The organism is Colwellia piezophila ATCC BAA-637 (genome assembly GCF_000378625.1).
GTDB lineage: Bacteria > Pseudomonadota > Gammaproteobacteria > Enterobacterales > Alteromonadaceae > Colwellia > Colwellia piezophila.
The window spans coordinates 42,841-57,748 of record NZ_KB905161.1 but is presented as its reverse complement, the minus strand read 5'-3'; the positions used below and the strand labels follow the sequence as shown (position 1 = coordinate 57,748).

General features: G+C 40.4%; 14 protein-coding genes and 2 tRNA genes. 7 read left to right on the top strand and 9 right to left on the bottom strand.

The features are described from left to right. The coding region (locus F580_RS26675) for a hypothetical protein (protein ID WP_211215605.1) at window positions 1-193 on the bottom strand (193 nt) is incomplete at its 3' end. 14 nt (window positions 194-207) lie between these two features. On the opposite strand from F580_RS26675, the gene F580_RS0103615 reads away from it, so the two are divergent. The 6 genes from F580_RS0103615 to F580_RS0103590 all read left to right on the top strand — a co-directional run bounded on the left by F580_RS0103615 (window position 208) and on the right by F580_RS0103590 (window position 6,017). Further along, a tRNA-Ser gene (locus tag F580_RS0103615) sits at window positions 208-300 on the top strand. Between the two features lie 82 nt (window positions 301-382). Further along, window positions 383-459: transfer RNA gene (locus tag F580_RS0103610), tRNA-Arg, on the top strand. 1,134 nt (window positions 460-1,593) lie between these two features. Further along, the gene (locus tag F580_RS0103605; protein ID WP_019026327.1) at window positions 1,594-1,872 is read left to right on the top strand and encodes an OadG family protein; all 279 of its coding nucleotides are present in this window, start codon (window positions 1,594-1,596) and stop codon (window positions 1,870-1,872) included. 65 nt (window positions 1,873-1,937) lie between these two features. Continuing rightward, entirely contained in the window at window positions 1,938-3,716 is a 1,779-nt protein-coding gene (oadA, locus tag F580_RS0103600) for a sodium-extruding oxaloacetate decarboxylase subunit alpha (RefSeq protein ID WP_019026326.1), read from the top strand. A gap of 8 nt (window positions 3,717-3,724) precedes the next feature. Further along, window positions 3,725-4,855, top strand: coding sequence for a sodium ion-translocating decarboxylase subunit beta (locus F580_RS0103595; RefSeq protein ID WP_019026325.1), 1,131 nt, complete (start codon window positions 3,725-3,727; stop codon window positions 4,853-4,855). 349 nt (window positions 4,856-5,204) lie between these two features. After that, the gene (locus F580_RS0103590) at window positions 5,205-6,017 is read left to right on the top strand and encodes a M48 family metallopeptidase (RefSeq protein WP_026301225.1); all 813 of its coding nucleotides are present in this window, start codon (window positions 5,205-5,207) and stop codon (window positions 6,015-6,017) included. Window positions 6,018-6,077: 60 nt separating this feature from the next. On the opposite strand, the gene pdxH is transcribed toward F580_RS0103590, so the two are convergent. The 8 genes from pdxH to napE form a co-directional block, all read right to left on the bottom strand. Then, window positions 6,078-6,731, bottom strand: coding sequence for a pyridoxamine 5'-phosphate oxidase (gene pdxH / locus F580_RS0103585; RefSeq protein WP_019026323.1), 654 nt, complete (start codon window positions 6,729-6,731; stop codon window positions 6,078-6,080). A 121-nt stretch (window positions 6,732-6,852) separates the two neighbouring features. Then, the gene (locus tag F580_RS0103580; RefSeq protein ID WP_019026322.1) at window positions 6,853-7,080 is read right to left on the bottom strand and encodes a PA3496 family putative envelope integrity protein; all 228 of its coding nucleotides are present in this window, start codon (window positions 7,078-7,080) and stop codon (window positions 6,853-6,855) included. A 347-nt stretch (window positions 7,081-7,427) separates the two neighbouring features. Continuing rightward, window positions 7,428-8,015: a NapC/NirT family cytochrome c gene (locus F580_RS0103575; protein WP_019026321.1), complete on the bottom strand. Its 588-nt coding sequence runs from the start codon at window positions 8,013-8,015 to the stop codon at window positions 7,428-7,430. 168 nt (window positions 8,016-8,183) lie between these two features. Next, on the bottom strand, window positions 8,184-8,687 hold the full coding sequence (locus F580_RS0103570; RefSeq protein ID WP_019026320.1) for a nitrate reductase cytochrome c-type subunit: 504 nt from the start codon (window positions 8,685-8,687) through the stop codon (window positions 8,184-8,186). A gap of 9 nt (window positions 8,688-8,696) precedes the next feature. Beyond that, a complete protein-coding gene (gene napA / locus F580_RS0103565) occupies window positions 8,697-11,195 on the bottom strand; it encodes a nitrate reductase catalytic subunit NapA (RefSeq protein WP_019026319.1) in 2,499 nt (832 codons plus the stop codon). Between the two features lie 88 nt (window positions 11,196-11,283). Continuing rightward, on the bottom strand, window positions 11,284-11,610 hold the full coding sequence (locus tag F580_RS23905) for a chaperone NapD (RefSeq protein WP_019026318.1): 327 nt from the start codon (window positions 11,608-11,610) through the stop codon (window positions 11,284-11,286). 18 nt (window positions 11,611-11,628) lie between these two features. After that, on the bottom strand, window positions 11,629-12,156 hold the full coding sequence (gene napF / locus F580_RS0103555; protein WP_019026317.1) for a ferredoxin-type protein NapF: 528 nt from the start codon (window positions 12,154-12,156) through the stop codon (window positions 11,629-11,631). Window positions 12,157-12,184: 28 nt separating this feature from the next. Beyond that, window positions 12,185-12,346: a periplasmic nitrate reductase, NapE protein gene (gene napE, locus F580_RS0103550; protein ID WP_011041898.1), complete on the bottom strand. Its 162-nt coding sequence runs from the start codon at window positions 12,344-12,346 to the stop codon at window positions 12,185-12,187. A 241-nt stretch (window positions 12,347-12,587) separates the two neighbouring features. Between napE and F580_RS0103545 the strand changes: the two genes are divergently transcribed. Then, complete coding sequence (locus F580_RS0103545) at window positions 12,588-14,801, top strand: tRNA(Met) cytidine acetyltransferase TmcA (RefSeq protein WP_019026316.1); 2,214 nt, start codon at window positions 12,588-12,590, stop codon at window positions 14,799-14,801. Window positions 14,802-14,908: the final 107 nt, after the last annotated feature.

The following is a 14,908-nucleotide window of genomic DNA, read 5'->3' as shown; positions in this document are numbered from 1 at the left end:
CGACTCCTGCCGCGCCCACCACTTCTTTCAAGTGGTAAAATAATGAAGATGGATGTTTTTGTAGGAATACGAACCAAGCGCTGTTCAAGCAAAGGCTTCGACTCCTGCCGCGCCCACCACTTCTTTCAAGTGGTAAAATAATGAAGAGTTGCTGTTTTGAGGTTTTATAAAGATATTTTTTAGATTTCCTCATTATTTGTACCTATTGGAGAGGTGGCCGAGTGGCCGAAGGCGCTCCCCTGCTAAGGGAGTATCTGGTTTGTAGCCGGATCGAGGGTTCGAATCCCTCCCTCTCCGCCATTATTCTTCTTAGGATAAATAATGGTTGTGTAGAACGAAAGTTCGCTATCTTTAGACTAAGATATTAAAAATAGTTTATTTTGGGCGCGTAGCTCAGCTGGATAGAGTACCTGGCTACGAACCAGGCGGTCGCAGGTTCGACTCCTGCCGCGCCCACCACATCGAAAGCCCCATCTAATTAGGTGGGGCTTTTTCGTTTCTGGATATCTACAAATTAATTAAAGTATGTGGTGTGTGTAGCTCAGCTGGATAGGCTTATCTATATAGAAAGCTGGCTACGAAACTGAATCCCTTTCGGTCGCAGGTTTCTCTTGTAGGTAGATGTCTGCCGCGCCCACCACATCGAAAGCCCCATCTAATTAGGTCGGGCTTTTTCGTTTTAGCGTCAGGATAAAATGTAGCAAGATAAATGCAGCTGAGCTCAGCCTTATGTTATATAGAAAGCGTTATATAGAGAGCGGCCTACGAAGATTATCCTTATTAAGTAAAACGGTCTCAGGTTCGACCCCTGTTACGCCCACCACATACCAAGCCTACCTTAATAGGTAGGGCTTTTTTCGTTTTAGAGTAGTAATAAAATTTAACAAGATAATTCCAGCTCAGCAGGTAGCCTTATGTTAAATAGAAAGCGCCCTACGATGAAATACTCTCCTTTGTGCCTGTCATATACTCAAAGCTAGTAAGGGGCGCTGAGAATGCTCTGAATAGGCCTCGTTGAAGATAACAGCTACTACTATGAGCTAGCCCTCACTATCTTAAAAAAAAGATTCGATTCTTGTTGGCTGTTAAATATAACCGACAAACTTCACCTTAATGGATACGCCATTTATCAAGGATAAGTTCACTATTGTGCTGAGGGGAGTGCTTGTCTTGTTGTCGTACACTTTAAGTGGCGTTATCTAGGTTATGGGTTATTGAATGACTATGGGGTGGGAAAAATCTATGGCTAAGGTCTTACATAAATTATTGTATATTTGGTATTCTATTACCTAGGCTTTGGTATAAATATACATAAAAATTGAGAATCATGAATGTTTTAATTGCCGTTGTATATTGTATAAAGTTGTCGCTTATCTTTTGCTGATACTCTGTATTCATAGCCTTGATGTTGTATACAATATTTAATGTATACAAAATAGTGTGAATATAATGGTTTTTTAGCTGAATATTTACCGATTTGGGTCTTGACGGTAGTTTATTTTTGTGAAACTCGTGGAAAGTGTTTGCTTTTTAGTTATTGGAGTGATTATTCTAATTACAAGAAGTTACAATGAATTTGAACGAGAATAAATTATGGACAATATGCAACAGCAGTTTTTTGAAGCGGGCACTTTAATGTTAGCAGGTATGGTTTTTGTATTTGTATTTTTAAGCATGCTAATTATTTTTATTAATACCGTACTGGCAAGATTGGCGATCAAGTTTCCAGACCCTATTGTCGCACCGCTATCACGTACTAATCGGAAAAGTAAAAGCCATTCTAAACCTCACGGTGAGATATCACCTGCTGTTGTTGCGGCCATTAGTGGCGCGGTGAAACGTTATCGCACTCAGCATGGCAAAGACAAATAAACTTGATAAAAATTGAAATTTTGCTTCACCAATATAATTAAAAATTTTGCTAAAAGGGCATAAACATGACTAAGCCATTAGGTATCACCGAAGTTGTCTTAAGAGACGGACATCAATCAATTCTGGCCACTAGGCTTCGATTAGCAGACATGCTGCCTATTGCTGCAACACTTGATGAGGTTGGCTATTGGTCCATTGAATCTTGGGGCGGTGCTACGTTTGATTCATGTATCCGTTACCTCGGTGAAGATCCGTGGGAGAGAATTCGTGCCCTTAAAAAGGCGATGCCTAACACCAAACAGCAAATGTTATTCCGTGGTCAAAATATTCTTGGCTACCGCCATTATGCTGATGATGTGGTAGAAAAATTTGTTGAGCGTGCTCACATTAATGGTGTTGATGTTTTTCGTATTTTTGATGCGATGAATGATGTCCGCAACCTTCAAACCTCAATTAAAGCCGCCGTTAAGGTAGGTGCTCATGCCCAGGGTACATTGAGTTATACCGAAAGCCCGGTCCATAATCTCCAAGGTTGGTTAACGATGGCCAAACAGATTGAAGATATGGGCGCACACTCTCTGTGTATTAAAGATATGTCAGGCTTGTTAAAGCCATACGATGCCGCTGAGTTGATTGGTAAATTAAAAGAAACTGTTGCTTTGCCTATCGCTTTGCATTGCCATGCGACAACAGGCTTAAGTGTTGCCACACAAATGAAAGCTATTGATTGCGATATTGATGTTATCGACACTTCCATCTCGTCAATGAGTATGACTTACGGCCATTCACCCACGGAAACCATTGCCGCGATAGTCGAAGGCACTCCAAGGGCTTCTGGACTCAACATTGAAAAAATGGCCGAGGTGGCGGCATATTTTCGTGATGTTAGAGAGAAATATGCCGAATTTGAAGGCAGCTTAAAAGGTGTTGATGCCCGCATATTAACAGCGCAAGTACCTGGTGGCATGTTAACAAATATGGAAAACCAGTTAAAAGAACAAGGCGCAGCAGATAAGTTTGATGAAGTATTAATTGAGATACCAAAAGTTCGTAAAGACTTAGGTTATATCCCATTAGTTACACCAACTTCTCAAATTGTTGGTACGCAAGCAGTTCTCAATATATTAACGGGTGAGCGTTATAAATCTATAACAAAAGAAACTGCAGGGGTGTTAAAAGGTGAATACGGCGCTACAGCGGCCCCAGTTGATGCGGAACTACAAGCACGTGTTTTAAATGGTAAAGAAGTCATTACCTGTCGTCCTGCGGACTTGTTAAACCCTGAGATTGATAAGCTTACTGAAGAACTACAAATCTTAGCAAAAGAAAAAAATATCAAGCTAGCCGATGAAAGTATTGACGATGTATTAACCTATGCTTTATTCCCTCAAATTGGGTTGAAATTCTTAGAAAATCGAAACAACCCTGCGGCTTTTGAACCCATCCCGACTAAAGCAAATAAAGCAAGTAAGGTAGTCAATGAAGCAAACTCAGCGACCCCACCTGAAAACTATGCGGTTAGTGTTGATGGCAAGGTTTACGATGTTGTAGTTGCACCGGGCGGTTCTATCGATGCGATAACGCATCCTGCCGGTGATGATGCCATGAAACAATCCGCTTCAATTTCTGCTGAAGAGACATTAAACGCACCATTAGCGGGTAATATCTTTAAAGTTTTGGTTAGAGAAGGCGACCATGTGGAAGCGGATGAAGTCGTGATTATTATGGAAGCAATGAAAATGGAAACTGAGATTCGCGCAGTAACTGCCGGGGAAATTGTCTCGTTATTTACCAAAGAAGGTGACTCAGTTGCCGTTGGTGATGCCTTGCTTAGTTTTTCATAGGAGTTATCATGGATTCATTAACTAAATTATGGCTTTCAACTGGCTTAGCAAATTTTGAGATAGGGCAAGTAGTGATGATGTTAGTGGGCTGCGGCCTGCTTTATTTAGCTATTGCGCGAAACTTTGAGCCATTATTATTATTACCAATGGGCTTTGGTGCTATTTTAACCAATATCCCAGTATCAGGCTTTTCAGAAGTCGGTGGTTTATTGCATTATATCTACTATGCCGGTATTGATACGGGAATTTTCCCACTCATTATCTTTATGGGTGTTGGTGCGATGACGGACTTTGGTGCCCTGATCGCTAATCCTAAAACCTTGCTTTTAGGCGCAGCAGCGCAGTTCGGTATTTTTGCTACCTTGTTTGGCGCCATCGCACTAAACTACGTCCCAGGTATAGAGTTTACCCTTAAAGATGCTTCAGCTATTGCCATTATTGGTGGCGCAGATGGGCCAACGGCAATATTTCTTGCTTCAAAATTAGCACCTGATTTATTAGGCGCAATTGCGGTAGCCGCTTATTCTTATATGGCTTTGGTACCCATTATCCAACCGCCAATCATGAGAGCATTAACCACGTTAGATGAACGTAAAATTGAAATGGCGCAACTCAGATCAGTCACTAAAATAGAAAAAATTATTTTTCCATTAGGTGTCTTGTTAATGACTATTTTCTTTTTACCTGCAGCAACACCCTTGGTCGGTATGTTTTGTTTAGGAAACTTAATGCGAGAGTCGGGTGTGGTTGATCGTTTAAGTTCCACCGCGCAAAATGAGCTTATTAATATTACCACTATATTCTTAGGTCTAGGTGTTGGTTCCAAGTTAAGTGCTGAAGCATTCTTAAATGTCGAAACCTTAGGTATTTTAGGGTTAGGCGCAGTGGCTTTCTCCATTGGTACTGCTTCAGGGGTAATCATGGCAAAAACCATGAATAAGTTCTCTAAAATCCCTATTAATCCACTTATTGGCGCTGCTGGTGTCTCTGCCGTACCTATGGCAGCACGTGTGGCAAATAAGGTTGGCTTAGAAGCTAATCCGCATAACTTCTTACTTATGCATGCTATGGGGCCTAATGTGGCGGGTGTGCTAGGCTCTGCTGTTGCCGCTGGGGTGTTATTGGCGCTAGTGGGTTAAGCTGCTAAAGTACCCTAACAAATTACACTGATTAAAAACCGAGCCTTGCTCGGTTTTTTTATGTCTGATTATTGATACCAATCTCCTTAAATTATTGCCCACTTGTGGGGGTGAAATACGTCATGTCTGCGTTGATCTCAATCCCAATAGCCAGCTATTGCTCAATCGAGCGCCTTGCCCTGATGTATTATCCCTATGCACAACAAGATCACAAACTTAATGATACGGGTATTACTCTATTAAAAAGTTGCGGTGATTATAATAACTAAAAAGTGTAACCGACTAGCATCTTGTTAGTCATCATCATAATATAGGCCCACTTATCATTTAAGGATTAATTAAGTCAGCCATGAAACGTCCCCTCATTATGCTTAGCGCATTAATTGCGCTTACTGCCTGTACAAGTTCGAGCACTGGTCGCACACAAGTGATGCTATTTTCAGATAGCGAGCTTGATAAAATGGGGGCTGCTTCATTCGAAGAGATGAAAACGAAAACCCCGATTAGTACAGATAAGGCAATCAACGACTTTGTGCAATGTGTTGCCAACGCCATTACCAAAAACGTACCTAAATCCGTTCATAAAGGTAATTGGGAGGTTGTTGTTTTCGATTCCCCACAAGTGAATGCCTTTGCCTTACCAGGCGGTAAAATTGGTGTTTATACGGGCATTTTAAAAGTTACTGAAAACCAAGATCAATTAGGCGCTATTATTGGCCATGAAGTTGGTCATGTTATCGAGCATCACTCTAATGAACGGTTATCAGCTAACAAACTGAAAAATATGGGCATGGCCGCGGCAACAACAGCTGTTGCTATGACAGATGTAGAGAATAAAGGTTTATGGATGGCTGGGCTAGGTGTCGGGTTACAATACGGCGTGATCATGCCATATGGTCGAGCTCATGAAAGTGAAGCGGATATCGTTGGCCAAGACCTAATGGCTCGTTCGGGCTTTGAACCGAGTGCCAGCATTAAACTTTGGCAAAATATGGCGAAACTGAGTAAAGATGCTCCAGCTGAATTTATGTCAACCCATCCATCTAATGAAACGCGTATTAAACAATTAACCGCACATTTACCGGTGTCGATGAAATATTATCAAACGGGTAATAGACCACAATGCAAAAAACCTAGTCTGATCCCAACACCTAAGTCTTAGCCGTATTATCACAAAACGTGGGGGGATTTAAATATTGCCCCCCTGAGTATTTATTATCCCTTAGGGGTGTAACTTATGTTGTGTCCATAGTTCATTCTGTTTTTCAAAACATATTCTATCATGTAAACGATTGGCTCGGCCTTGCCAAAATTCAATGGCATGGGGTTTAACGCGCCATCCACCCCAAAATTCAGGGTACGGAACTTCGCCCTTTGAAAACTTGTTCTGGTAATGACTCATACGCTCTTTAAGCTCATCATCATATTTGAGTTTCTGACTTTGCTTAGAGGCCCAAGCGCCTATTTGGCTGCCTCTATCACGGCTATGAAAATAGTCAGCGGATTCTTGCTCTGATACTTTTTCCACCGTTCCTTCAATACGAATTTGTCTTTGTAGTACGTTCCAATGAAATAGTAAGGCAACCTTATCATTTTCAATAAGCTCATGGCTTTTCCGGCTAGCATAATTGGTAAAAAATACAAAACCGTCTTCATCATAGTTTTTTAGTAATACCATACGTGAGCTTGGCTGACCGTCGGCGTTGCAGCTACTAACAGACATGGCTTCTGGCAGTAATATTCCAGACTTTTTGGCATCAGTAAACCATTGCTCAAATAATTGGCTAGGGCTTGTGTCGGTAGATATTTCGGGAAGTGATAATGCAACGCCTTGACCGAAGGTCAATAGGCAGCGCAGTTTTTCAAATAACGTCATAATATTTTAAAGTAAATGAGATTGAAAACAGAGGGTTATTCTATGCCTAAATGAAGTTATTGCAAAGTTATATCAAGGGTATACCAAGGTTACAGGATTGTGGGCTTTAATTATGTCGGACTTACCAATCCTCACTGTCATCAAGTAAGTCTTTAAGGCGCTTTTTTTCTTTTAATTCATCAATGCGTTTTCGTGCTAATAGGTTTTTTTGAGCTTGCTCTTGAGCACTTTTTTCAGCCAGTGATATTGCCTTTAGAGCATTATTATCATAACTTTCATCTAAGTTACTATCACTTTCGTTACTAGCACTTTCTTGGTCGAGAAAATTATCGTCAATATCGCTTACCATTGCTCTACCTTTAATAATTATGGGTCGTAATATTTTTATCTGTAGGGTTTAAGATAGGTAAGATAATAGCTATTTTCAATAAGGTTTGATAATAAATCGCTAAAAATAGTACACCAGCTTAAAAATAAAACTTTATAAAGTTAAGGTATTGAAAATATTGATTTAATTTTAAGGTTATTGTTTTTATAGCGTTTTCTTAGGCTTAGCGATAATTATCCGTAGAGAGTTAATATTCCACCATGCGGTTTTTAATTTTTTTGGCTGCAGGTTTTAACGGCTAGACAATAAAAAAACCAGTGGCAAGCACTGGTTGTATTTATATTATTGATATTCTGCTTATAAGGAGATTACCAACCTTCAACACCTTTCATATCGGGTAATTGATGGGCAATACCTTTATGACAGTCTATACAGGTTTTCTCACCGCTGGCTAAGGCTGTAGAGTGTTGATATGCAGCACGGTCACTTTGCTCAGTAAAGTCCATATAATCAAAGTTGTGACAGTTACGACACTCTAAAGAGTCGTTTGCTTTCAGTCTACGCCACTCGTTTTCGGCTAAACTTCTTCGATGTACTAAGAACTTCTCGCGAGTATTAACAGTACCAAAAAGCCAACCCCATACATCTTTTGAAGCGCGAATTTTAGCGGCTATTTTGTTGGTCCATTTATGTGGCACATGACAATCAGGGCAAGTAGCGCGCACGCCTGAGCGGTTGCTAAAATGGATAGTGGTTTTCAGCTCTTCATAGGAGTTGCTTTCCATTGAATGACAGGAAATACAAAACTCTTCAGTATTAGTAAATTCAAGCGCGGTATTAAAACCACCCCAGAAAATAACACCCGCAACAAAACCACCGATAACCAAAGCTCCTAGGCTGTAATAACCACTCGGTTTCATGAGCGTTTTCCAGCCAATCATTAATAATTTTTTCATGGCTACTCCTGGTGTTCTTTAGTCTGATTTGATGACATTTTTTGTTCTGCCAGGCTCGTATGCATTAATAATTTTTTCATGGCTACTCCTGGTGTTCTTTAGTCTGATTTGATGACATTTTGTGTTTTGCCAAACTCATATGCATTAATAATTTTTTCATGGCTACTCCTAGTGTTCTTTAGCGTTAGCTGTTTTTTGTTTCATTAAGCTGTGCATATCAATGAAGGTATTTTCTACTAAAGGCTCTGCATCAAGTTGGGTAACATGACACTGGTTACAAAAGTAACGACGCGGTGATATTTCTGCTAAGAAATTACCATCTCGATTCATAAAGTGAGTCACACTTACCATAGGTGCCTGTGATTTCTCTGTACGTTGACGAGAATGACATGACATACACTTGTTGTTATATTTGTTCACCTCATAACTGCGGGTAGTATGAGGGATAACCGGTGGCTGCATCGGATAATTACGTGCTTTTTTGATATCCTTATTGATTACTTTAGGGATACGGTTAGGCTCTTTTTGCACATCGATAGGGGTAGCATCCCTGAGTGTAGCCACAGAGTTAACCGTTTCTTTATCCGCCGCATTGGCGTTTAGCGAGTACATAATTGGTGATACTGCTAGTACCAATAAACTGGCAATGACTGCTAGGTTAAAATTTTTCATTGTAGACTCCTAAACTTTAACAATTTTGATAGCACATTTTTTGAAATCAGTTTGTTTCGATAACGGATCTGTGGCATCTAAAGTGACTTTGTTAACTAAACGGCTGGCATCAAACCAAGGCATATACACTAAACCTATAGGTGGTTTGTTACGGCCTCTAGTTTCTACGCGGGTTTGTACTTCACCACGTCGAGAAATAAGCTTAACTAAATCACCACGGCGCATGTTGCGTTTTTTAGCATCATCAGGATGCATATAAACCAGGGCATCAGGCATAGCTTTATATAACTCAGGAACACGTTGTGTCATTGAACCTGAATGCCAATGTTCTAAAACACGACCTGTTGATAACCATAAGTCATATTCTTCATCGGGTGACTCTGCCGGTGGCTCATAAGGGAGAGCAAAAATTCTTGCACGACCGTCTTTGTGACCATAAAAATCCCAGCCACTACCCGCTTTAACGTAAGGATCAGAACCCTCTTTAAAGCGCCATTTAGTTTCTTTACCGTTAACTACCGGCCAGCGTAAACCACGCTCTTTATGATATCTATCATAAGGTGCTAAATCATGAGCATGACCTCGACCAAAGGTTGCATATTCTTCAAATAAGCCTTTTTGGATATAGAAACCAAAATGACGAGACTCGTCATTTAAGCGATCTTCAGGAACTTCATCAAGGGAGAACTTACCAACAGACGAATCTTTATAGAGTACGTCATATAAAGTTTTACCGCGCACGTCTGGTTTTTTAGCAATAAGCTCTTCTGGCCAAACATCTTCAATGGCAAAACGTTTTGAAAACTCAACTAACTGCCATAAATCTGATTTAGCGCCGGTCGGTGCTTCAACCATTTGATACCAAGACTGAGTACGACGCTCTGCGTTGCCGTAAACTCCTTCTTTTTCTACCCACATAGCGGTCGGTAAAATTAAATCAGCTGCTTGTGCGGTAACCGTTGGGTACGGGTCTGAAACGACAATAAAGTTTTTAGGGTTACGGTAACCAGGATAACCTTCTTCGTTGATGTTAGCAGCGGCTTGCATGTTGTTATTACACTGCACCCAATAGAAATTTAGTTTGCCGTCTTTAAGCATACGGTTTTGTAAAACAGCGTGGTAGCCGGGTTTAGCAGGAATAGTGCCTTCAGGTAAATCCCATATTTTTTCAGCGGTGGCGCGATGTTTAGGGTTGGTAACCACCATATCTGCCGGTAACCGGTGTGAGAATGTTCCGACTTCACGTGCCGTACCACAAGCTGAAGGTTGACCAGTTAATGAAAACGGGCTGTTACCCGGTGTTGAAATTTTTCCGGTTAATAAGTGAATATTATAAACTAAGTTATTAGCCCAAACTCCACGGGTATGTTGGTTAAAACCCATAGTCCAGAAAGAGGTTACTTTGATTTTTGGATCGGCATATAACTCAGCTAAGGCTTCTAATTTATGCTCAGGTACACCTGATAATTTTGAGGTATATTCAACCGTGTAAGTACTAACAAATTTAGCATATTCTTCAAAATCAATAGGCGTAGAACTACCGGCGGTTTTGCCATTGTTCTTAGCTGCTTGCTCTAATGGATGTTCTGGACGTAAACCATAACCAATATCCGTTTCACCTAATCTAAAGTTAGTGTGCTTGCTAACAAAATCTTTGTTAACCCTGCCTGTGCTAATAATATAATGGGCAATGTAGTTTAAAATAGCTAAATCAGTTTGAGGCGTGAAAATCATGCCATTATCCGCTAGATCAAAACTTCTATGCTCAAAAGTAGATAATACGGCAACTTTTACATGAGGTGAGCTTAAACGGCGATCGGTTAAACGTGTCCATAAAATAGGATGCATTTCGGCCATGTTTGAGCCCCATAATACAAAGGCATCAGCAGCTTCTAAATCATCGTAACAACCCATAGGTTCGTCGATGCCAAAGGTACGCATAAAACCACCTACAGCTGAAGCCATACAATGACGAGCGTTAGGGTCTATGTTGTTTGAACGAAAGCCTGCTTTCATTAACTTAACTGCAGCATAACCTTCTTGTACAGTCCATTGACCTGAGCCAAACATACCAACTGCTGTTGGGCCATCCTTTTTTAAGGTCTCTTTGGCTTTTTCAGCCATAACATCAAACGCTTGATCCCAAGAAACTGGCGCAAATTCACCTTCTTTATCGTACTTGCCGTTGGTCATACGAAGTAGTGGCGTTGTTAATCTATCTTTGCCGTACATGATTTTTGAAAGGAAGTAACCTTTAACACAGTTAAGGCCTTTATTTACCGGTGATTTGATATCGCCATGGGTAGCAACAACTTTGCCATCCATCACACCAACATTCACACTACAGCCAGTACCACAAAAACGACAAGGGGCTTTATCCCACTTTAGTTTGGTAATATCAGAGCTGGTAATTAAGTTTGAGGCTATTGCAGGAACAGACACCCCGGCAACAGCTGCGGCTGCAGCAATTGCATTTGCTTTAATAAATTCTCGGCGATTAAATGTCATCGTGTCACCTTCCTTTTGCTTATTTTGATTCGATTTTAAATAAATGGTTATATTTTCTATGATTTTTTATAAAACTGATTTGCTGGTATTATTTGATTTGATAGCTTAATGCATCGGCTTTATCACTTTCTGCAAGCTTCCTCTCTTGGTCTTCATCTAGGACTTGATGATATACCGGTGATAAATTGAGGATGCCAGTATGGACTCTTATAATATCTATCTTTTTATCAATATCTTTATAACTGGTGCCTTCGATAGTGAAAACTATTTTTCCTTCTGCACTGGTCGCGTGAATTTCGGTGTCATCAACTTCAGTAATTGCTTTTTTTACCGCTTCAACATCTTTCAATATACAAGAGGCAACTAAGCTGGCTACATGGTATTCAGAAGGTCGAGTGTCGCTATTTTGTGTCATAATTACTCGTGATATAGGTTATTTTACTGTTGGATCGAATTTGAATGCTATTGCGCTTTGCGGGCAAACGCTGATACAAGCACCGCACTGACTACAATCAACGTCATCTAAACTTGGCTGTGGAATGCTTGAATTGAGGTAATTAAATTTAATTACGCTGGTTTCGCATTCATCACGGCAACTTTGACAATAGATGTTATTTTTAGCTAAACACTTATCACTGATTTCTAATGTGACAGGCCAAGCTTTTTCGCTATTGTTGATTATGTTTTCTTCAGTGAAAGAGCCTGAAAAAAGTGGTTGTTCACAGGTTTCGATACATTTATTACAAAAGGTACACTCACCTAAGCTGAAATCGATCTTTGGAAAGCCATCTTCATCTTTAACAATAATATTGCTTTCACAACTGCTAATGCAGTCTTGGCATTGTGTGCAACCTGAGGTGAAAACAGCCTCGTTAATCACCCAAGGTAAGCGCAGTTCTTGTTTAGTTTTAACACGGCCGCGAAAAAAACGTCTTCTTGAGGGGTCTGCTAAGCGTTCCACAGTTTTAGCCTTTTCAGTGAACAAGGGGCTAAGCGCTTGGTGGACCAAAAAATATCTGGCTGATCCATACGGCAAAGCCAAAGCCTGCAACAATAATTACCGATAGAATTGGCGCTAGAAATACCGCTAAAAAGATAAAGGTATTTCGCTCATGCTTTTTTTGTTGTTCAGGAGATGTTGCTTGATTCATAATGCTCTCGAAAGTTTATGATTAAGGTAAGCTATATTTAGGATTAATTTTAATCCCTTGTTCGTTTACTTATATTGACGTAGATCAAACTATACAAAATAACCATAGTTCATTTATGATTTTATCCAGTATAGGAGTTAAAAGTATAAAAAATCGAGGTTAATTTTTATTTTTTTATTTAAAATACTTGATAAACTTGGTGTTATTTCCCTTAATGCTTATTTCAGGATGCTAATAACCTATGCAAGTTCAACTCTTCACTCCTTGGATTAAAGGATACGCTAAGCAAGCATCACTACGAAATGAGCGTCGTCTTGTAGTTTTATCGGGAAGTGAACTTTGGGCGCGGTCATTATTGCAATCTATTGACGGGGTGAACGCTAGTTTGGGCGCTGATCCTAAAGGCCTTGCTCAAACAGCTTTGGTCGGAGACCATTGTCTTATCTATGGTGATAGCCAAGTATTTCCAGCAACTGTGCAGAAAAAACGTTACAGAGATAAGTTAGGTAGTGAAAGTCAGCTGATAATTTTTTCCGATAGCCAGTTTAATATTGATGCGTTTGCTGCCTTATCGGGAACCCTAGTTGCCGGCGGTATTTTTTTCCTGATCATACCGTCAATAAAGACTAAGAGCCAAGAAAGCCTTTTTTTGAGCCGGCTGTTTTCATTAATCCAGTCAATGCCTATTCATGCGGTAATCTGCCAATCTCAAACACAGTCGCCAAAAATTAGTATTACCGATAACGTGCCCGAGCGGGTGATGCCACACTTTCCTTTGGCTTGCGTTAGTGCTGAGCAATACAGTGCGGTACAAGCCATTGTTAAGGTCGTTACCGGTCATAGGAACAGGCCCTTAGTTTTAACGGCGGATCGAGGCAGGGGTAAATCATCAGCATTGGCTATTGCTTGTGCGAAATTATTACAAGCAAATGAAAACGGTGTATTTAACATTGTTATTACCGCACCAGATATTCAAGCTTTGACGGTTTTCTTTAGACAGTTAAGTCATAGCTTGCCTAGTGCTGAGCAACGAGGCAATACTTTTACTTTGGGTAAAGCCTGTCTTGAATTCATCGCCGTTGATCAACTGTTAAAGCAGCCAGTTAAAGTTAATCTTGTTTTGGTTGATGAAGCGGCGGCTATTCCTGTGTATTTACTTGAAAAATTACTTAGCTGCTATCACCGAATGGTTTTCTCCAGTACTGTCCATGGGTATGAGGGGGCGGGGCGAGGCTTTACCTTAAAGTTTCAACGCACGCTGAGCAAGTTATGCCCACAGTGGCGCAGTTTACATATTAAACAACCGGTACGTTGGCGAGAAAACGATCCTCTTGAGCAGCTAGTATTTGATGCTTGTTTGTTAAATGCTGAGTTACCGACATTAGGTGATTTACTGGAAGATAAAAGTAGTGCATCGGCAACGACCTTAAATATTAATGCCACGGTCTTTAAAGTGATTACCGCCACAGATCTTGTTGGGGATGAAAGGCTATTAAGGCAAGTTTTTGCTATTTTGGTGACAGCACATTATCAAACCAAGCCGAGCGATTTGCAGTTGTTATTAGATAACCCACAGGTACAACTGGCCGGTCTTTTTTATAAAAACAACAATCACCTCGAAGTCATCGCTGTTGCCTTGTTAATGAATGAGGGCAACCGTTATGGTGTTAATGAGGCTGATGTCAGGGCGATAAAAAATTCGCAACGCCGTTTGCGCAATCACTTTTTGCCACAATCCTTATTAAGTCATTGTGGCTTTGAACAAGCATTTGATTATTCTTATTTACGCATTATGCGCATTGCTGTGCATCCACAAATACAACAGCGAGGCATTGGCTTACATTTTATAGATAAAATCCAGCAACTAGCGATAAAGCAGAATGCTGATTTTGTTGGCGCTAGTTTTGGTGTTAATGAGCAGCTGTTATCATTTTGGTTTAAAGCCGGTTTTACTATGGTGCGTATAGGCTTTACTAAAGATAAAGCCAGTGGGGAGCATTCAGCTCTAGTGATTAAAGGCACAAATGAGATTGGAGAACAAAGGCAGCGGCAATTTAAGAAGGACTTTTACCGTAGCTTTGATTATTTACTGTTAGAAGAATATAAAACGCTAACCAGTAAACTTGTGCATTTGTTATTGCAACAAAGTGCTAAGGAATTTATCGCTGAGTTGTCTGCTACTGATATCGAGAGTGTCCATGCGTATGCACGAGGAGAGCGTTTATATAGTAGTTGTTGTTATAGTCTGTATCAATGGCTCAAACATGACCTGCTAACTCATGAAAAACCTTGCTCTACAGCTCAAATTCAGCAGTCTTTAGTGCTTATTGCCCGCTTGATACAAAAACATGATAGTGACACCGTCTGTCAATTATATGCCTTAACAGGCAAGAAGATGCTGAACCAACATATTAAAGACTATATTACTTGGCGGCTGCAGGTGCTAAAGGACTAAAGCAGCTATTAATGAGTTCCCCCCTTACTGCATGCCAGTGCCAATAGCGTTGCATAGGGATATAATCACAGCGTATAACACCGCAGGAATCGAAATCATCGTTCTGC